We start from the raw sequence: 19,608 nt of genomic DNA on the forward strand, positions 1-19,608 counted from the left end.
TCGCGCGAGACTTACAACCCACCCGCGATCGGACCTGCAGCGAGCGGCCCGGGCGGGTCCTGGGCACCCCAGCCACAATTCGCGCAGGTCACGCAGACCCGACGAGGGCCGCGAAGCGGCGGGCGGGCGTCAGTCGCCGGCCAGGCGATCGGCCCCGCGGGCGATCGCCTTGCCGATCGACACGCCGAGCAGCTCTTCGGCGTCGCGCTGGGCCGCCTCCCACGCCGGCGCGACGTCGGCGATGAGCTTCATGCCCTTCTCGGTGATCTGGATCTCGTGCGAGCGCGCGTCGTCGATGTCGGCCAGCTTGAGCCAGCCGCTGTTGCACATGCGCTCGACGTTGCGGCTGACCGTCGAAGCGTCCATGTGCATGCGCACCGACAGCTCGTTCGGCGTCAACCCCTGCGTCTGCATCACCACGACCAGCGTGTTGAGCTGGGCGATGCGCAGCTCGAAGGGTCGCAGCGCGTCGTCGTAGAGCTTGCTGATCGCGCGGTTGATGATGCGCAAGCGATACGCCGTGCACTCATCCATGATGCGCGCCGCAATATCACTCACCTGCTTCGTCGCCCGCCGGCCACCCATCGCCGCGACATTGTATAGGAGAGGAATCGCGGGTCAACCGGCGCATATCGAGCGCGAACGGTCGTTCGCGAGCGGAGGCGCGACATCGCTACATGTCCCGAGGGACAGAACGAGGGCGCGGGCTCGCGCCTTTGGCCGCAGACAGGCACTTGGCTGCTCGCGCCGACCGCCGCTCGAGCGACCTCCGCAGGCGCGTCGACGGCTCGTTCGCGGCGCGCGTGCGATGACTCCGAGGGTCGACATTGTGCGCACCGATCTCTCCGCGCGCGTTCGACATCCGGCGCGGCGAAAACGAGGACGCGCCCACGACCTCACCCGTCTGTTCCTCTCCAAAAAAGAGAGCGCGAGCGGAATAAACGCGGAGCACCGAGACGACGACGCGCGTCGATCGCCGACTTCGACACCTCCGTGCGCGCCGGGGAATCGTGAGTCGGCGCGACCGGTCGCTCGTCGACGTCTCCGGGCGGCGCGCTCGCCGGACCGATCGCGTAACTTGACGACCTGTCCCGAAGAACAGGCGCGCCTGCGTATGCTCGAGCGGGTGCGCCGTCTCCGAGACGGTCGGTGCTGCGCGACGATCGAGATCCTCGCCGTCGCGCCGGGTGCTCGATGTTCGCCGGTCCCATCGCCCTGCTCAGCCCGGTCGTCGCCTCGCTGGCGCCCCCGGCATCCGCGATCGCCGCCGGTTTTGGTTGACGGCGTTCGGCCGCGATCGGCAATGCCGGCCGCAGACAGCCCGCCGCCGACCTGCCGCAAGGTCAGCCCCGGCCCACGCGCTTGCCGGACTCGGCAACAAGCCCCTGGCGGGGCCGCCTCACCGAGACGCCCCCGGCAACGACACTGGGCCTCCCGCGACCGCGGTCGCCTGCCCGGAAACTTGGACGCTGGCGCGCCTGCCGGTATGACCGGGCCAGCCGCTTGAGCACCGCCGCCGCACCGCCCGACCCGTCTTCGGGGCCCTCCGGGTCGGAGCCTTCGACGCGGCGCGGCGGCACCGTCGCGTGGACCGCCTCGACCTACTTCGGCGAGGGCTTGCCGTGGTCGATCCTCCACCAGGTCGCGGCCGAGTTCTTCACCGCCGCCGGCCTGCCCGCGCGCGAGGTCGGCTTCACCTCGGCGCTGCACTTCACCTCGAGCCTCAAGTTCGTGTGGAGCCCGATCGTCGACCTGATCGGCACCCTGCGCCAGTGGATCGTCGCCACCCAGTTCGGCCTCGGCGTGCTGATGGCCGTGCTCGCCGTGTTCGCCCACAACATGGCCTCGGGGACAGGTTCCGGCACCGCCGCCATCTGGGTGGTGCTGATCGTCATCGGCCTGTTCAGCGCCACCCACGACATCGCCTGCGACGGCTACTACATGACCGCGCTCGGCCGCGCCGACCAGGCCCGCTACACCGGCATTCGCGTGGCCGCCTTCCGCGTGGCGATGCTCGTCGGCTCGTCCGGCCTGGTGTTCCTCGGCGGTCGCGTCCACTGGCTGGCCGGCTTCGGCGTCGGCGCCGTGCTCATGGTCGGGCTCGCCGTGGCTCACCGCGTGTGGTTGCCGCAGATCGGCGCCGTGCGCCCGGTCTCGGCCTCCAGCGGCGACAAGGCGGCCGACTGGCGGGCCCGCCTCGCCCACGTGCGCGGCGCCTACTTCAGCTTCCTGCTGCAGCCGCGGGCCCTCGTCGTCCTGCTGTTCCTCCTCAGCTTCAAGCTGGGCGACGCGCTGATGTTCGGCATGTCGAAGGTGCTGTTCCGCGAGCTCGGCATCAGCACCCCCGACCGCGGCGTCCTCAACGGCTTCGGCACCGCCGCCAGCATCGCCGGCGCCATGCTCGGCGGGCTATGGGTCGCGCGCGTCGGCCTGCGGCGCGCGCTGCTGCCGATCGCCCTGATCATGGCCGGCACCTTGCCGCTCTACCTGCTGCTCGCCGCCCCGCGCCTGCCCGCCGACGTCATGCTCGGCTTCGGCGCCCCGCTGAGCCTCGCGCACACGCTGTCGCCGCCGCTGTGGCACGTCGGCACCATCCTCGTCATCGAGCAGCTGTGCGGCGGCCTCGCCACCGCTGCCCAGACGATCTTCATCATGAGCCGCTGCCACCCCGATCACAAGGCGGCTCACTTCGCGTTCGCGACTGCCATCTATTCGCTCGCGCAGACCATCTCGGGCACCTACAGCGGCTTCCTCTACGAGGCCCACGGCCCCATCGTCTACTTCTCGATCGCCGCCGTCGCCTGCATCCCCTGCCTGGTGCTGATCCCGTTCCTCCGCCAAGATCGTTGAACCCGCATGGATCGCGTCGCTCGTAGCGCCTTTGACGTCGCCCGTCAGCGGGTCGGCCGCGTGCTCGCGCCGCTGGTCTTCTTCATCATCCTCGTCGCCCCCACCGGCCTGCCCGCGCCGGCCCACCGCCTGGCCGCGATCTTCGCCGCCACCGTGGTCCTGTGGGTGTGCGAGGCCGTGCCGCTCGGCGCCGCCGCGCTGATCGCCCCGGCGCTGGCGGTGGCGATGGACGTCACCCCCGCGGCCAAGGCGTTCGCCCCGTTCGCCAGCCCGCTGATCTTCCTGTTCCTCGGCGGCTTCATGCTCGCGCTCGGACTCAGCGAGCAGGGGCTCGACCGCCGGGCCGCGCTGTGGCTGCTCGCGCGCGACTGGGTCCGCGGCTCGCCCGCGCGGGCGCGCACGGCCGTCGGCCTCGGCGCGTTCGCCTGCTCGATGTGGATCTCCAACACCGCGACCACTGCGATGTTGATCCCCGTCGCGCTCGGCCTGTGCGCGGCGATCCGCGGCGTCGCCCGCCCCGAAGACCAGCCCAAGTTCGACCGCTACGCCGAGGGCATGCTGCTGACCCTCACCTATGCTTGCTCGATCGGCGGCATCGCCACCCCGATCGGCACGGCGCCCAACGTCATCGCCCTCGATTTCCTCGAGCGGCAGGCCGGCATCCAGCTCGATTTCTTCCAGTGGATCAGCTTCGGCTTGCCGACCGGCCTCGTCACTCTGGCGATCGCCCTCGTCTACGCCCACCGCCGCTTCCCCTCGCCGGTCGATCGGCTCGACGGACTCACCGTCGAGGTCCGCGAGCAGCTGCGCGCGCTCGGGCCGCTGTCGGCGGGCGAGCGGCGGGCCGCCGGCGTGTTCCTGCTGGCGGTGCTCGGCTGGCTGCTGCCGTCGATCCTCAAGGTCACTCTCGGCGCCGCCCACCCGGCCGCGCAGTGGGCCGACCGCTGCCTGCAGGAGGGCGTCGTCGCCACCCTCGCCGGCGTGCTGCTGTGCATCGTCCCCGGCGGCCGCCAGGCGGGCGTCCCGGTGCTGCCGTGGGACAAGGCGATGAAGCTCGACTGGTCGACGCTCTACCTGCTCGGCGGCGGCTTCTCGCTCGGCGCGATGATGTTCGACACCGGCCTCGCCGAGGCGCTCGCGCGCGGCTTCCTGGCCATCGCCGGTCCGCTCGCCAGCTCGCCGTTCGGCCTGCTCGCGACCGCCACCTTCCTCGTGCTGTGGCTGACCGAGGTCACAAGCAACGTCGCCACCACCAGCATGATGGTCCCGGTGCTGATCGCCATCGCCCAGGCGGCCGGCATCGACCCGCTGCCGACCACCCTGTGCGTCACCATGGCCGCCAGCTTCGCCTTCACCCTGCCGGTCTCGACCCCGCCGAACGCCATCGCCTACGGCACGGGTCTCATCCGCATCCAGTCGATGATCCGCTTCGGGATCGTGCTCGACCTGCTGGGTTACTTGGTGCTGATCGCGTGCGGGGCGCTCTTGCTGCCGGCTCTCGGCCTCGGGCTCTGAGAGCGGCCGAGCGGCACTCGCACCGTGAAGCGCGAGCCCATCTCGTGCTCGCTCTCGACGGTGATCGTCCCGCCCATCGCCACGACGAAGCCGCGGGCCAGCGCCAGGCCCAGGCCCGAGCCGCCGAAGCGCTTCCGCAGCGAGCTGTCGGCCTGGTAGAACGCCTCGAACAGGCGGCCCTGCTGCTCGGGCTTGATGCCGATGCCGGTGTCGTGGACCACGAATTCGGCCTGACCGTCGTCGGCGATCCGCACCGCCAGGCCGACCTCGCCGAGCTCGGTGAACTTGCAGGCGTTGCTGAGCAAGCCCTGCAGCACCTGGCGCACCCGCTCCTGGTCGCCGAACAGCGCCGCGTCCTGGTCTTCGGGCCAGACCAGCGCCACGCCCCGGCGCAGCTGCGGCAGCACCGTCGCCTGCAGCGTGCGCAGCAGGCTCGCCAGCGAGAACACGTCCTCGCGCAGCTCGACCCGCTGGGCCTCGATGCGCGACAGGTCGAGCACGTCGGCGACCAGCCGCAGCAGCTGCTGGCCGGCCAGCTGGATCCGCTGGAGATCGTCGCGCATCTCGTCCGGCGTCGCCTCGCCCAGCTCGTCGAGCATCAGCTCGCTGTAGCCGAAGATCGCGTTCAGCGGCGTGCGCAGCTCGAGGCTCAGGTTGGCGATGAACGAGCTCTTGGCGGCCGTCAGGTGCTCCGCCAGCAGCTCCGCCGCCTGCAGCTGGGCCGCCTGCCGGCGCAGCCGATCGGCCAGCATGTTGGCGTCCTGGATCGCCGTCTGCATCGTCTTCATCACCACCAGCATCTCGGTGGTCGGGTCGTGCAGCGCGAAGTCCCGCAGCATCAGCCCGGACGCCGCGACCTGCCCCAGCTCGGTCAGCCACGGCGTGCCGACGAACAGCGCCCCGCCGTCGACCTCGACGATCTCTCCGCGCAGGCGCAGCTCGAGGTCGCGGACCTGCAGCAGCACCACCGAGTCGCGGCGGGCCAGCAGCGCCTTCAGCGACAGCTCGTCCAGGACCGGGCGGTCGATCACGAACCACTCGTCGAACGGCCGCCCCGTCACGTCCGCCGCCATCACTCGCCGCAGCGAGCGCCCGAGGTCGAGGATCCGCATCTCCTCGTCGAGGTGGATCGAGAACGGGAACAGCCGCTCACATTGCTCGCGCAGAAGCAACAGCATGGTCAGGCCGCCGCCGGTTGGAGTTCGAGACGGAACAGGTCGAAGCCGCCGCGTTCGCGGCCGTGCACGTGCTCGACCGCGATCTCCTCGGCGAAGGTGCGCGCCAGGCCCTTCAGCAGCCCGATCACCATCGGCGCCAGGCCCTCGCGGCTCGAGTGATACTCGAGCAAGAGCACCTGCGGCCCGGCGTCGCGGACCACGAAGCTCGGCGGCCGCAGCTTGGCGAACGTCAGGCCGACGCGCGCGTGCATGTTGTCGAGGTTGGTCACGAATTCGCGCAGCGTCGCGCCGAACATCGGCAGCAGCTCACCATAACCGTGGCGCGCGGTGAAGAGGATCCAGTGCTCGCCGACCGCCTCGAGCAGCACCGCCGTCGGCGCCCCGAGCACCTCGCTGGCCGCGGCGACCAGCTTGTACGTGACCTCGTCGGGGTAGGACTCCATCGCCACGAAGCCCGGCGCCTGCACCCCGGCGCGCGCCTGGATCTGCGCCCACGTCAGCTCGCCGTAGTGCGAGCACACCAGATCCTCGACCGCCTTGTTGACGAGACCGTACATCCTGTCGCCTCCGCGGACGCACCGGCGCCCCGCTCGAGTGTCGGTCAAACACGGGCCCCGGGGCAACGCGGGGACGGGCGGGGTGACACGGAGCGAATGTCGCGCCGGGACTCACACCGCGATCGCGCGGACCGTCACCAAAGGACCCTCGGGGAACCCTTCGCCCCGCAGGTCGACCTCGCCCTCGATGTGCCACAGGTTCTCCTCTTCGGGGTCGACGAGCACCTGCGTGACCCGCCAGCGCTGGTCGGCGACCGCCTCGATGCGGGTGTACTTGGGGAACCGGGCCCCGTGGTCGAAGCGCAGCGTCGGGTACTCGGCGTAGTAGTCCGCCATCGCCTGGGCGAAGCGCTGCGGGGTCCAGGGGTCGTCGGGGTCGGCGCGCGTGCCGACCGCCGCGACCTCGTAGTCGCGTTCGGCGAGCGCGCGGACCAGCGCGTGCATCTCCGCGCGCACGCGCGCCGCGAACGCCTTGGGATCGGCCGACAGATCGCGCGGCCCGACGGGCGCGGCTTCGCCCTCGACCGCCGGCGGGTGCAGCATGCGCTCCCACTCTTGCAAGAGGCTGGTGTCGACGTACTCGAACATCGCCCGCAAGAAGCCGATCACGTCGTGCACCTCGTCGGTCTTGGCCGCGTCGGGCACCGTCTGCACCAGCAGCTTGTAGGCCTGCATCAAGTAGCGCAGCAGCACGCCCTCGCTGCGCTGCAGCCCGTACTCCTTGACGTAGTCGTTGAACGCGACGTAGCGCTCGACCATGTCGCGGACCACCGACTTCGGGCGGATGTTCTCTTGCCCGACCCACGGGTGGATCGCGGTGAACTCGTTGAAGGTGTCGTAGATGAAGTCGGCCAGCGGCTTCGGGTACGACACCTTCTCGAGCTCGGCCATGCGCTCCTCGTACTCGACGCCGGCCGCCTTGAGCTCGCCGATCTTCTCCGAGCGGGCGCGGTGCTCCTGCGCCTGCAGCACCACCTGCGGGTTCTCGAGCAGCGACTCGACCAGCGACACCACGTCGAGCGCGTAGGTCGGCGAGTCCAGCGGCACGCGGCCGAGCGTGTCGAGCAGGTACAGCGACAGCGTGTGGTGGAGCGAGAAGTCCTTCTGCAGGTGCTCGTCGAGCCGGACTGCCCGGCCGCCGCCGCCGTCCTTGCGCGCGTCGAGCGGCACCAGCTTGACGATGCCCGCCTTGCGCAGCGCCCGGAACAGCGTCGCCGCCTCGCGCCGGTGGCGGGTCTTGGCCCGCCCCTCGTCGTGCGCCGCCGCGATCAGCTCGATCAGCCGGCGGTAGCCGCCGCCCCACGCGTTGGTGTTGGCCGGCGACTGGATCAGGCTCAAGATCATCCCGAACGACACCACGAACCGCGACTGCAGCGGCTCCGGTTCGCGGTCGATGAGCTTCTCGAAGGTCGACTTGTCCCAGGGGACATATCCCCGCTCGGGCGGCTGCCTGCGCACGAACTTCTTCTTCTTCGTGTCGGCCGCCGCCTTGGCCTCGAGCTTCTTGTTCTCGATCACGTGCTCCGGCGCCTGACAGACCACGAAGCCCTGGTCGTCGAAGCCCTTGCGCCCGGCCCGCCCGGCGATCTGCTTGAAGTCGCGGGCCCCGAGGATCCGCGTCTGCTCGCCGTCGTACTTGCAGAGCTTGGTGAACAGCACCGTGCGGATCGGGATGTTGACCCCGACCCCGAGCGTATCGGTGCCGCAGATCACCCGCAGCTTGCCCTGCTGCGCCAGCTTCTCGACCAGCAGGCGGTACTTCGGCAGCAGCCCCGCGTGGTGGACCCCGACGCCGTGCTTGAGGTAGCCCTGGATCTCCTTGCCGTACGGCGTGTCGAAGCGGAACCCCGCCATCGCCTCGGCGATCGCCGCCTTCTCCTCGCGCGAGCACAGGTTCGTGCTCATCAGGTTCTGCGCCTCCTCGGCGGCCTCGCGCTGGGTGAAGCTGACGATGTAGATCGGCGCGCGCCCGCGGTCGAGCAGGTAGCCGATCGTCTCGTGCAGCGGCGTCTCGCGGTACTCGAAGTCGAGCGGCACCGGCCGGACCGCCGAGCGGACCACCGCGACGTCCTGCTTCGTCAGCCGCTTGAGCCCCTCCTCGACCTTGGTCGTGTCGCCGAGCGTCGCCGACATCAAAAGGAAGGTCGTGTACGGCAGCGACAGCAGCGGGATCTGCCACGCCATCCCGCGGTCGCGGTCGCCGTAGTAGTGGAACTCGTCGAGCACCGCGTCGTCGACCGGCGCCGCCCGCCCGTCGCGCAGCGCCATGTTGGCGAGGATCTCCGCGGTGCAGCACAGGATCGGCGCGTCGCGGTTGACGCTCGCGTCGCCGGTCATCATGCCGACGCGGTCGGGCCCGAAGTCGCGGCACAGGGCGAAGAACTTCTCGCTGACCAGCGCCTTGATCGGGCTCGTGTACACGCTCCGGCGCCGGCGGGCCACCGCCGCCAGGTGCATCGCCGTCGCCACCAGCGACTTGCCCGAGCCGGTCGGCGTGTTGAGCACCACGTGCTTGCCGCCGAGGATCTCGAGGATCGCCTCCTCCTGCGCCGGGTACAGCTCGAGCCCCGTCTCGGTGACCCAATCGAGGAAGCACTCGAGGATCGCGTCCGACGAGGTGCTCTTGTCGGGGTGCTCGATCAGCTTGGCCGCGAACTCCCGCAGCGTGCGGGACCCGGCGCCGATGTCGTCGACCGCGCTCACTGCGGCAAGATCTCGCCGGCGAGCGGGTAAGAGGGGCGGATGTCGACCGGGATGTTGCCCAGCTTGTCGAGCGCGGCCTGCAGCAGCGGCGTGATCTTGCCGTACTCCTCGAGCAGCTTGTCGGCCGCCGCCTTGTCGCCGCTGTGCTGGATCAGGCAGATGTCGCGCACCAGCTCGGAGATCGCCGTCTCGAGCTTGGCGAGGTCGACCTTGAACTTGCCGCTCGAGCTCTCGGGCATCACGGCCCCGGCCGCGAGGAAGCGGTTCAGCTGCAGCGCCGCCCCGCGCCCGTGCGCCTCGGCCACGCCGAAGCGGGCGCTGCGGAACAGCCCGGCGAAGTACGACAGCAGCACCTTGTCCTTCAGCTCGGCCGCGAGCTCGCCCTTCTCGATCATGTAGAGCACGTTGTAAGCGCCCATCACGTCGGCCTTGGCCTCCTCGAGCGGCGAATAGCTGGCCTCGAGCGCGACCCGGACGTCGACCTTGGCGGCCTTCTTGCCGTCCTTGTCCTTGGCCGCGTCGCCGCCGACGAACGCCGGCCCGAGGCTGTGCGACAGCTCGTGGAACAGCACCTGCAGGAAGAACGCCTCGCCCGACAGCGACGCGACGTGATCGGCGTGCAGCACCTCGTTGCCGATCGGGCGCATGATCGCCTCGAATTTGGTCTGGATCAGGTTGCGCAGCAGGACCTTCTTGGCGCCCTTCTCGGCCCGGACGCGCTCGTCGTTGGGCAGGTTGAACGCGATCGTCTGCACCGACTTGCGCGCGTCGCCGGCCGAGAACACCAGGTCGACCACGCGGATCGGGCTCTCGCTGCCGCGCTTCGTCTTGATGTCGTCGGGGATCGGCAGGTGCTGCTCCATCTCCGGCAGGTACTTCTTGTACTTGGCCAGCTCGGCCGAGGCCTTGGGGTCGCTGACGGTGACGAAGGCCTCGAACGCGGCCTTGAGCCCGAGCAGCTCGTCCTCGTAGGTCTCGTAGGGCCCGATGGTGATCTCGACCAGGCTGTCGAGGTCCATCCAGTCCTTGTCCGACTGATAATAGTCGTCGGAGCGGAACGCCTGCGCGCGCGAGCGCAGGAACTTCGTCAGCGACCGATTCTTCGTCAGCTTGGCCGCGTCCTCGAGCGCCTTGGCGGCCGGGCCCAACCACTCGCCGTACTCGGCGCTGTAGGGCCGCGCCTCGAGCTTGTCACCGACGCGGGCGATCACCGTGGTCAGGCTCTCGAACGCCGCCCTGTCCTCCGGGTGATCGGCGACCCACTTCTTGAAGGCGTCGGCGCTGAGGTCCTCGGGATAAAAACCACCGCCCGCGGGGTGCGGCTGCGTGGTCGCGAACGGGGCGTAGTGCGCCTGTCGGTCCCACGGCCCGCGCATCACCGTGAAGTAGTCGAGCTTGATGACCCCGAGCTCGCTGGTGTCCTTCTCGAGCTCCGCCCGCAGCGCCGGGTTGCCGGCCCACGCCTGGCGGTCGAAGATCGGGTCCATCAGCCGCGCCGCCTCGATCAGCTTGTCGAGCGCCGCCTTCTCCGCCGGCGGCAGCGCCGACACGTCGGTCGTCAGCGGCGAAGTCACGAACTGATCGATCTTCGCGCGCAGCAGCTCGGCCTGGGTCGGCGGCTTCACCTCCGGCTGCTTCGGCGCCGGCTTCGCCGGCTTGGCCGGCTTCACCGCCTCGTCCTCGGCCTCCTCCGCCGGGGCCCTGTCGCTCTTGCTCACGTCGGGGTTCTGGCACGCGGCGAGCGCGAGCGCCACGAAGATGGTCGAGCGGACAGGCGGCATGGGGCCGCAGGATACACTTCGCGCCCCGCCCCGTCGAGCGCACCCCAGCGACTCGTCAGCGACTTCTCGGGCCACGCGCGCCGCCCGTCGTGCGCGCAGCGGGTACGCCGGCGTCGCTGTTACTCGGACTTCGCCCCGTCGAGCGCGCGCCACAGGAACGGCAGCGACACGTCGAGGCGGTAGCTGGTATTCGAATGGTCGTCGGGGAACTCCTCGTACGTGTGCGCGATGCCCAGCGCGCTCAGCCGCCGCACCAGCGCGCGCGCGCCGAAGTGGGCCATGTATTGATCGCGCGAGCCGGCGTCGATGAAGAGCCCGTGCAGCCGCCGCAGGTTGGCCTGCACCTCCGGCGCCTCGACCATGCGCAGCGGGTCCCAGCGCAGCCAGCGGGCCCACGCCTCGGCGTCGAGCTCGCACGTGTGCGGGTCGACCGGCAAGCGCACGCCCATGAACGCGGAGGGGTCGGGGTCGTAGGTGGCCGCCATCGCCAACAGCATCAGCGGCAGGTGATCGCCGCCGCCCCACTTCGGCGCCGCCGCGAACGCTTTTAAAAAGCCCTCGACCCCGCCGTGGCGCTGCAGCGCCGTCAGCAGCTTGGGGAAATCTGGCCGATAGACCAGGTCGAAGTTGCAGTCGCCGGCGTGACAGCCGACCGCCCCCCACACGTCGGCGCGGCGCATGCCGTGGACCAGCGCCCCGTAGCCCCCGCTCGAGTGGCCGAACAGCGCCCGCCCCGCGCGCCCGGGCTCGATCCGGAACTCCCGCTCGAGCCGCCGCGGCAGGTCCTCGGCCAAGAAATCCTCCCACAGCCCGAGCGCGCTCGAGTTGATGTACTGATTGCCACCGAGCGCCGTGAAGCAATCGGGGAACACGCCGATCACCGGCCCCATCGCCCCGCTGGCGATCAGCCGATCGAGCCGCTGCGGCATCGACTCGCCGAACCCGGTCCACCCGAGCCGCTTGAGCCCCGAGCTGCTGTACCCCGCCAGATCGACGAAGATCGGGTAGCGCTCGTGCCCGCGCTCGTAGCCCTCGGGCAAGTACACCGCGACCGCCCGCGACGGCGGATCGCCGACCACGTTGGCCGCCAGCGCCGGCGAATCGATCTCGAGATGGACGGTGGTGCCGCGCGGCTGAGCGTAGTTGTGGATCGGCATGTCGTTGCGCGCGGGAGCATACACCGCTCGGCTCGCGGCTCCGCCCGCCCGCTCGCGCTCGTCCGCGCAGCGAGCCCGTAGGCCGCGCACGGCCGCGCCACGCCCCGGAGCCGCGGTTGACAAGCTTCCGACGATCATGAGACCGTTTGCGCGATGTCGCGCATTCAGGCCCTGCTGCCCGCCGCCCTGCTGCTGACCGGCTGCGTCGCACCTGGCCTGAAGTACATCCCGATGACCTCTTCGTCCACGGGCGACAGCGACTCGACGACCACCACCGATGGTGAGAGCAGCTCGACGAGCGGCCCGATCATGACGACCACCGAGGACGAGGGCACCGGCGCCGCGTCGCACTCCGGCACGACCTCGACCGGCACCGAGCCCGATACGAGTAGCACCACCATGACCACCGACGACGGCAACCCCGTGTGCGGCGACGGCGTCGTCGACGGCGACGAGGAGTGCGACGACGGCAACGACGTCGCGGGCGACCGCTGCCACGCCTGCGCCAAGAACCGCTGGATCTTCGCCACGGCCGCGCTTCACAACGACCCCACCTGGGGCGGCGTCGAGGGTGCCGACAGCCTGTGCCGGCAATACGCGCTCCAGAGCGGCCGCGCCGACGACTCGTGGAAGACCTTCATCGCCTGGATGTCCGACGCCGACCACGACGTGCGCGACCGCCTCTACCCGGGCCGCGGCCGCTACGTGCGCACCGACGGCGTCGTCGTCGTCGCCTCGGTCGAGCAGTTCTTCTCGGGCTCGATCGACGCCCCGATCAACGTCGACGAGCACGACAACCAGGACCTTTTTGGCGCCGTCGTCACCGGCACCAAACCCGACGGTACGGCCGCACCTGGCACGCATTGCGAGAACTGGACCGTGGAGAAGCTCTCCGACTTCTCAGCCCACATCGGCTTCGTCACGGAGACCGACGAGCGCTGGACGATGGAACCCGATCCCCAATTCAATCCCGTGCGCTGCATCGGCCTCAACGCCCGATTCTATTGCATCGAGGGTGAATGAACATGCGACCCGAAATTTTCCTCGTCGGACTGGCGACCGTATTCATGGCAACAGCATGCACCGACGACCCGCTGGTCTCGATGCCAGCCTCGGACGGAGGGAGCGGTTCGCAGACCTCCTTCGAGCCGCCGTCTTCCACGTCCGAGACCACCGCGGAGCCACCGATCACCAGTACCCTCCCGACGACGGGCTCCGCCTCGACTGGCGAGCTCACCGCAACCAGCGGGCCTGACGGCTCGATCTGCGGCGACGGCGTCGTCGGCGAAGAGGAGCAGTGCGACCTCGGCGAGGCCAACGCCAACGCGGGCGCTTGCACGCTCGAGTGCAAGCTCGCCTCGTGCGGCGACGGCCTCGTCCAGGAGGGCATCGAGCAGTGCGACTTCGGCCTCGGCAACGACGACTCCTACGATGGCTGCCTCGATTGTGCCTTCGGCCCTCGATGCGGCGACGGGCTGCTCCAGGCCGAGCATGAGATTTGCGACCGGGGCGCTCTCAACGGCACGGGCGTCACGGACGACGAGCTCGCCCCGTGCTCCCTCGTCTGTGGGTACTTTGGTCGATTGCTTTTCATCACCAGCCAGCAGTACTCGGGCAACCTCGGCGGTGTCTCTGGCGCCGACCTGAAGTGCCAGGCCGCTGCTGCGGCTGCCGGCTTGGAGCACGCCCATACCTACCGCGCCTGGCTGAGCGACAATTTTCAGGCTCCAGAGACTCGCTTCGACCAGTGGGAACTGCCGGGAGTACCCGTCATCCTCCCCGGCGGAGTCGTCGTCGCCGACGACTTGGCCGACCTGGTCGGCAATGGCCCGCACACGGGAATCGCCCGCACCGAGCTCGGCGATTCTGTGTTCAACCGGCCAGTATGGACCAATACATCGGCGTTCGGCGAGATCTTCAGCATCGATGATCACTGCGAGAACTGGCTCGCCGCCGACATCATGCTGGTGGCCCGTCGCGGCTTCAACGCGCTTGTCCTCGAGCAAGGCGTCGACTGGGACCTCTGGCGAGCCGAACGCTGGTGGACCAGCTTCGAGACCTCGCAGTGCAAGCAGCTCGCCCACCTCTACTGCATCGACGACGGCTTCGTCCTCGAGCAAGAGCGCTGAGCCCGAGCCGCATCGGTCCGCGACGCTCGCCCCCTCTGCGTCGCGGTGAGAATCAGCCACCCGACCGGGCCTCGCGAGGTCTGCGGCCCCGCCGAATCCTCCAACGGGCAGAGCAAGCACAGCCGCGGCCGCGGCTCCTCGACGCTTCGCCCTCGCTTCGCCGCGGATCCCCGGCGTTGAACGTCGCTTGGGAGGCTCTCGCCCCGCTCGCCCGTCATTTTTTCCTCCCCCACGCGACCCGACTCACGTCCCGGTCTGTCCCGCTCGCAGCTTCCGCGGTTTACCCTCGCGCCGCTCCTCATGGCGCGCACACCTCGGCTCACCCGTTCGCCTGCTCGAGAGCTGCGGCTCGGCGTCAAGTTGCGGGTCATCTACGCCGACACCGACCAGATGGGCGTCGTTTACCACGGCACCTACGCGCGCTACCTCGAGGCGGCGCGGGTCGAGTACATGCGGGACGCCGGGCAGACCTACGCCGACGTCGAGGCCGCCGGGTTCGCCTTGCCGCTGACCGACCTGCAGATCAGCTACCTCTCGCCGGCGCGTTACGACGACATCCTCTCGATCATGGTCGGCGTCGTCGAGATCGGCTACGCGCGGCTCATCCTCGGCTACCAGGTGCTCGTCGCTGCTGGCGATCGCAAGGGCCTGGAGCAGCCGTTGACCCTCGCCTTCGCCGAGACTTGCCACTGTTGCATCGCCCGCGCCGATGGGCGCCCGGCGCGTTTTCCTGGCCCGCTGCGGGCCGCCCTCGCCAACCTGGCCCCCGAGCCAGAAGGAGACGACTGACATGGACCGCACCCTCGTGCTCGAGTACACCCGCGTCACCGAGGCCGCCGCGATCGCCGCCTCGACCATGATCGGTCGGGGCGACCGCAACGGCGCCGACGCGGCCGCCGTCAAGGCCATGCGCGAGGCGTTCGAGCGCGTCGCGGCGCGCGGCACCATCGTCATCGGCGAGGGCGAGCGCGACGAGGCGCCCATGCTCTACATCGGCGAGAAGGTCGGCCCCTCCGACCCTTCGCTGCCCGAGGTCGACATCGCCGTCGACCCGCTCGAGGGCACCAACCTGTGCGCCAACGGCTTGCCCGGGGCGATCACCGTGCTCGCCGTCACCGACCGCGGCCTGCTCCTCAACGCCCCTGACTGCTACATGATGAAGATCGCCTGCGGCCCCGAGGGTCGCGGCAAGATCTCGCTGTCGAAGTCGCCGCGCGACAACCTCTACACCCTCGCCGCCGCCAAGGGTCGCCGGCCCGACGAGCTCACCGTCGTCGTGCTCGACCGGCCGCGCCACGAGAACCTCGTCACCGAGCTGCGTGAGGCCGGCGCTCGCATTCACTTGATCACCGACGGCGACGTCGCCCCCGTGGTCGCCACCTGCATCCCCAAGAGCGGCATCGACATGGTGTACGGCATCGGCGGCGCGCCCGAGGGCGTGCTCGGGGCTGCGGCGATCCACTGCATGGGCGGCGAGTTCATCGGCAAGCTGGTGTTCCGCTCCGACGACGAGCGTCAGCGGGCGATCGCCATGGGGCACAAAGACCCCGACCGCGTGTTCGGCGTCGAGGATCTGGTCCGGGGCGACGTCATCTTCGTCGCCACCGGCGTCACCGGGGGCCCCCTGCTGAAAGGTGTGCGACGAATCGGTGATCGCATGCACCTGCAAAGCCTGGCCATCCGCAGCAAGACTGGCACAATACGGTGGGTCGACACCTCGGTCGACGCACTCCGCTTCCTGAGCGAGCACTGAGCCACATGTCCTTCAAGACCTGTCTCTTCGTCACCGCCCTGGCCCTGCCCGGGCTCCTCCTCGGCTGCGGCGACCCGGCCCCGGGGGGCACCACGGGCGGGACCGACGACACGACCGACACCGGCTCGTCGAGCGGCCCCGGCACCAGCCTCACCGAGCCGACCACCACCGAATCGGTGATGACCTCGGACACCCTCACCACGAACACCACGGACGTGCCCGATGGTTGTGGCGACGGCGTGAAGAACGGCGAAGAGAGCGACATCGACTGCGGCGGCACCTGCAGCCCGTGCGGCGGCGGCCTCGCCTGCGACGAGGACGTCGACTGCAGCTCGGACAACTGCGACGCCGGGACCTGCGTGGCGCTGCCCGCCAGCTGCATGCAGCTGCTCGACGCCAAGCCCGACCTGCCGAGCGGCACCTACCCGCTCGACCCTGACGGCGACGGCACCGCGGCCGATTTCTACTGCGACATGGACCCCGAGAGCCCCGGCTGGACGCAGGTGTTCGCGGCCGGCGGCGAGGGCACCTGGACCCCCGAGGTCGAGGGCGCCTGCGGCGACCTCGGCGCCATGATGGGCCCGTTCGGCATGGGCGACGTGCTCCTGCTCGCCACCACCGCCGCCGCCGTCCCGCACAAGCAGCTGCGCGTGGTCGCCGAGGCGGTCGTGATGGACTCGTGGGACGCCTTCAACGGCGAGCAGCTGCTCATCAAGCTCGACGACGTCGACATCTTCTCGCACCTGTGCGACTCGGCCTCGCCGTTCAGCTGCAACCAGGACGAGGACGCCTGCGGCAGCGGCGGCGTCGGCGACGGCGTGTTGCCGATCGCCACCGACCCGGCCACGCACGAGGGCGACGCCATCGCCCTCAGCTTCACCAGCAACCTCGACGAGCCCATCGAAGACGAGTCGTGGGGCATCCGCGACGTCGCGGTGTTCGTCAAGTAGCGCCCGCGTGACCCACTTTTTCTTCTGCGTCTGCCAGCTCGGCGCCGAGCCGGCCGTCAAGGTCGAGCTCGCCACGCTGCGCCCCGAGCTCCGCTTCGCCTACAGCCGGCCGGGCCTCGTCACCTTCAAGTCGCCCGGGCCGGTGGCCCCCGACGCCCCGCTGCCGGCCGTGTTCGTGCGCGCCTTCGGGGCCTCGCTCGGCCCGGCCGACAGCCCCGAGCAGGTGTTCACAATGCTCTCCGGGACATGTCCCGAAGGCCAGCCAATTCGCCTGCACGTGTGGGAGCGCGACGTCACCCGCCCCGGCGAGGAGCCGCCCGGCTTCCGCTACGGCCCGCGCGCCGCCGAGGTCCGCGCCGCGCTGACGGCCGCCTGGCCCGCGCAGCGCCATCCGCTGCTCGCGGGCGAGGTCGCCGAGCCTGGCGATCGCGTGCTCGACGTCATCGTCGCCGAGGGCGAGCCGTGGTGGATCGGCCATCACGTCCACGGCCCCGGCCACTCCCCGTTGCCCGGCGGGCGGATCGCCGTCGACATGCCGCCCGAGGCCCCGTCGCGCGCCTATCGCAAGCTCGAGGAGGCGCTGATCTGGTCCGGCGCCCCGGTGCGCGCCGGCGACGTCGCGGTCGAGATCGGCAGCGCCCCCGGCGGCGCCAGTTATGCCCTGCTGCGCCGCGGCGTCACCGTCTACGGCATCGACCCGGCGCTGATGGACCCGGTCGTGCTCGATTACCGCGGCGAAAGTCCGGCCGACAATCGCTTCATTCACTTGCACCGCCCGATGAGCCTGGTCCAGCGCGCCGACCTCCCGGCCGCGCTGCACTGGGTGCTGATGGACGTGAACCTCGCCCCGCAGGTCGCCCTCATCACCGCCCGCCGCCTCGCCGCCCGGCCTCGCCACGCGCTTCACGGTGTTCTCCTCACTCTCAAGCTCGACGACTGGCGCGCCGTCCGGCACGTGCCCCGCCTGCTCGCCTCGATCAGCGCCATGGGCATGGAAGAGGTCAAGGCCACGCAGCTGCCCAGCAATCGCATGGAGCTGTTCGTCTGCGGCCTGACCCGCGCCGGCCTCCAGCGCCTCACCGGCCACTGACTTCGTCGCTTCGTCGGCGCGGGTGTGGTGTATTTTCCGCGCATGCGCAGCCACGTTCGTCACCTCGTCGTCGCCCTCGCGCTCGCGGGCGGCGCCGGTTGTACGGCCTCCGCCTCGTTGAACGTATCGACCCCGCCGACCCGCGGCTCGGCCGAGCCGTCGATCGCCCGCGCCTCGGTGACGATCGTGCGCCACGGCGACAAGCTCGACTACGAGAACGGCGAGATCGAGTTCGAGACCGGCTCGGCCGCGCTGGTGGGCGGCGGCACCGACGACATCCTCGACCGCTACGCCGCCGTCCTCAAGCAGTACCCCGAGCTGAAGATCCGGGTCGAGGGTCACACCGACAGCCGCGGCAGCACCAAGTCCAACCAGGAGCTGTCGGATCTGCGCGCCAAGTCGATCCGCAACGCGCTGATCCGCCGCGGCGTCGCCAGCGAGCGCCTCGACGCCCGCGGCTTCGGCGAGAGCCAGCCCGAGCGCGTCGAGCCTGCCGGCTGTCGCAACCGCTCGGAGGACACCGTCGCCGACGACAAGCTCGCCGAGTGCAAGGAGATCTGGACCGCCAACCGCCGCGCCGGCTTCATCGTCACCGAGGGCGGGGGCAGCTTGCCCGCCGACGGCACGGTCGCCGACGCGCCCGAGCCCGCACCTGTCCCTTCGGGCAGCCCCGGCAAGAAGCACCCCGACTGGGCCCTGCGCATGTTCGGCGGCTACTCGCTGAGGTACCCGGGCGACGGCTTCCACGGCGGCCACTTCGGCATCGGCGTGCACGCCTCGCAGCGGTTCGGCGCGCGCCAGCGCGGCTACATCGGCGGCGGCCCGCGCCTGCACTACCGCGGCGTCCGTGGCCGCGAGACCGGCCTCGCCGGCTACGACTTCGCCACCCACTACATCGGCCCCGAGGGCAACCTCCTGGTCGGCGGCGGCAACGACCGCATCGTCGGCCTGTTCTCGTTCCGCCTCGGCCTCGGCGTCGGCATCACCCACGGCTCGGCCAGCGGCGTCGGCTTCGCCGGCTGGATGCTCGGCGGCCCGATGGTGCTCGGCAAGATCAACGAGCGCTGGAGCCTCGGCGGTCACGCCGAGTTCGGCATGATCGGGGGCATCGGCGCGGTCGCGTTCGCCACCGAGATCGGCCTCAACGTCGCCTGGCACTTCGGCCGTGGCCGCCGCAAGGGCCTCTGACGGCCTGTTTCATGCGACGCGTGCGGACGCCGAAGCGCTTGAACCATCCGGCTGCATCGACCGATACTCCCCCGCGCATGGCCACCCACGTCTGCGTGAAATTGCTCCTCCTGCTCTCGCTCGCCGCCGTCGCGTGTGACGACAAGGGCTCGTCGGGCGCCCCGAGCCCGGGCGACAAGGCGGCCGTCTCGCCGCGCCGGGCCCTCTTCAACAAGGCTGCGGCGGCCTTCCCCGCCGGGGACCTCGCCGCCTGCACGACGCCGGTCGAGAAGCCGCTTCGGCTGGTGCTCCGCGGCCAGGGCGGTTCAGGCATCCCCCAGACGTGCGGTTCGACCGGGTTCGGCGAGGAAGAGGCGTGGTCCAACTACCGCGACGGCGCGGGCGACTGGCAGGAGAAGAAGATCGAGGAGACGACCAAACTCGTGCTCTTCCAGCTGAAGAGCGAGAAGCTCCCGCAGGCGGCCGGCACCGTGCTGGTCCCGGGCGTCGTCGAGGGTCGGGCCGTCGTGTTCGACGACGAGGGCGCTCCGACCTGTCAGGTCGCCATCCGCGCCGAGGGCCCGTCGCAAGCCTGGACGGACCGGTCGAACGACAACAAGGACGCGAACCGGGGCCTCTGCAGCGAGCTCTCGCAGGCGGTCACGAAGGCCCTCGCGACCCCCGGGGCCGCACCGCCAGCGCCCGCCGACGGCTCCGCTCCTGCACCCGCCGCGAAGTGACGCGACCGACGTCGCGCGCCGCATTTGCCCCGCCACTC

At 70.4% G+C, this 19,608-nt stretch carries 16 protein-coding genes; 10 read left to right on the forward strand and 6 right to left on the reverse strand.

From position 1 onward, the window contains the following. Nucleotides 1-129 precede the first annotated feature (129 nt). On the reverse strand, nt 130-534 hold the full coding sequence (locus tag POL25_RS15570) for a MarR family winged helix-turn-helix transcriptional regulator (protein ID WP_272086804.1): 405 nt from the start codon (nt 532-534) through the stop codon (nt 130-132). Nucleotides 535-1,503: 969 nt separating this feature from the next. On the opposite strand from POL25_RS15570, the gene POL25_RS15575 reads away from it, so the two are divergent. Both POL25_RS15575 and POL25_RS15580 read left to right on the forward strand, forming a co-directional pair. After that, nucleotides 1,504-2,850 carry an MFS transporter gene (locus POL25_RS15575; RefSeq protein ID WP_272086805.1) on the forward strand — a complete coding sequence of 449 codons (1,347 nt, stop codon included), beginning with the start codon at nt 1,504-1,506 and terminating at the stop codon, nt 2,848-2,850. Between the two features lie 6 nt (nt 2,851-2,856). Continuing rightward, nucleotides 2,857-4,365, forward strand: a complete 1,509-nt coding sequence (locus POL25_RS15580; RefSeq protein ID WP_272086806.1) for an SLC13 family permease — start codon at nt 2,857-2,859, stop codon at nt 4,363-4,365. Here the strand turns inward: POL25_RS15580 and POL25_RS15585 are convergent. The 5 genes from POL25_RS15585 to POL25_RS15605 form a co-directional block, all read right to left on the reverse strand. Further along, a complete protein-coding gene (locus POL25_RS15585) occupies nt 4,305-5,543 on the reverse strand; it encodes a sensor histidine kinase (protein WP_272086807.1) in 1,239 nt (412 codons plus the stop codon). The genes POL25_RS15580 and POL25_RS15585 overlap by 61 nt on opposite strands. 2 nt (nt 5,544-5,545) lie before the next feature. Beyond that, nucleotides 5,546-6,100: a heme NO-binding domain-containing protein gene (locus POL25_RS15590; protein ID WP_272086808.1), complete on the reverse strand. Its 555-nt coding sequence runs from the start codon at nt 6,098-6,100 to the stop codon at nt 5,546-5,548. A 111-nt stretch (nt 6,101-6,211) separates the two neighbouring features. Continuing rightward, nucleotides 6,212-8,803, reverse strand: coding sequence for a DEAD/DEAH box helicase (locus POL25_RS15595; RefSeq protein ID WP_308477893.1), 2,592 nt, complete (start codon nt 8,801-8,803; stop codon nt 6,212-6,214). Then, entirely contained in the window at nt 8,800-10,584 is a 1,785-nt protein-coding gene (locus POL25_RS15600; RefSeq protein WP_272086809.1) for a DUF8614 domain-containing protein, read from the reverse strand. The genes POL25_RS15595 and POL25_RS15600 overlap by 4 nt, the downstream gene beginning before the upstream one ends. Before the next feature lie 119 nt (nt 10,585-10,703). After that, on the reverse strand, nt 10,704-11,741 hold the full coding sequence (locus POL25_RS15605) for an alpha/beta hydrolase (protein WP_272086810.1): 1,038 nt from the start codon (nt 11,739-11,741) through the stop codon (nt 10,704-10,706). Nucleotides 11,742-11,894: 153 nt separating this feature from the next. Between POL25_RS15605 and POL25_RS15610 the strand changes: the two genes are divergently transcribed. The 8 genes from POL25_RS15610 (at nt 11,895) to POL25_RS15645 (ending at nt 19,570) form a co-directional block, all read left to right on the forward strand. Further along, the gene (locus POL25_RS15610; RefSeq protein ID WP_272086811.1) at nt 11,895-12,764 is read left to right on the forward strand and encodes a DUF4215 domain-containing protein; all 870 of its coding nucleotides are present in this window, start codon (nt 11,895-11,897) and stop codon (nt 12,762-12,764) included. Between the two features lie 44 nt (nt 12,765-12,808). Beyond that, nucleotides 12,809-13,870 (forward strand): hypothetical protein, encoded by a 1,062-nt coding sequence (locus tag POL25_RS15615; protein ID WP_272086812.1) that lies wholly within the window; start codon nt 12,809-12,811, stop codon nt 13,868-13,870. Between the two features lie 300 nt (nt 13,871-14,170). Then, nucleotides 14,171-14,659, forward strand: coding sequence for an acyl-CoA thioesterase (locus tag POL25_RS15620; protein WP_272086813.1), 489 nt, complete (start codon nt 14,171-14,173; stop codon nt 14,657-14,659). Between the two features lies 1 nt (nt 14,660). After that, entirely contained in the window at nt 14,661-15,623 is a 963-nt protein-coding gene (gene glpX / locus POL25_RS15625; RefSeq protein ID WP_272086814.1) for a class II fructose-bisphosphatase, read from the forward strand. Between the two features lie 5 nt (nt 15,624-15,628). Then, entirely contained in the window at nt 15,629-16,573 is a 945-nt protein-coding gene (locus tag POL25_RS15630; RefSeq protein WP_272086815.1) for a fibrinogen-like YCDxxxxGGGW domain-containing protein, read from the forward strand. Nucleotides 16,574-16,580: 7 nt separating this feature from the next. Further along, nucleotides 16,581-17,663, forward strand: a complete 1,083-nt coding sequence (locus POL25_RS15635; protein ID WP_272086816.1) for a class I SAM-dependent methyltransferase — start codon at nt 16,581-16,583, stop codon at nt 17,661-17,663. Between the two features lie 42 nt (nt 17,664-17,705). After that, complete coding sequence (locus tag POL25_RS15640; RefSeq protein ID WP_272086817.1) at nt 17,706-18,851, forward strand: OmpA family protein; 1,146 nt, start codon at nt 17,706-17,708, stop codon at nt 18,849-18,851. 77 nt (nt 18,852-18,928) lie between these two features. Next, entirely contained in the window at nt 18,929-19,570 is a 642-nt protein-coding gene (locus tag POL25_RS15645; RefSeq protein WP_272086818.1) for a hypothetical protein, read from the forward strand. Nucleotides 19,571-19,608: the final 38 nt, after the last annotated feature.

It is taken from the genome of Nannocystis bainbridge (assembly GCF_028368995.1).
GTDB lineage: Bacteria > Myxococcota_A > Polyangia > Nannocystales > Nannocystaceae > Nannocystis > Nannocystis bainbridge.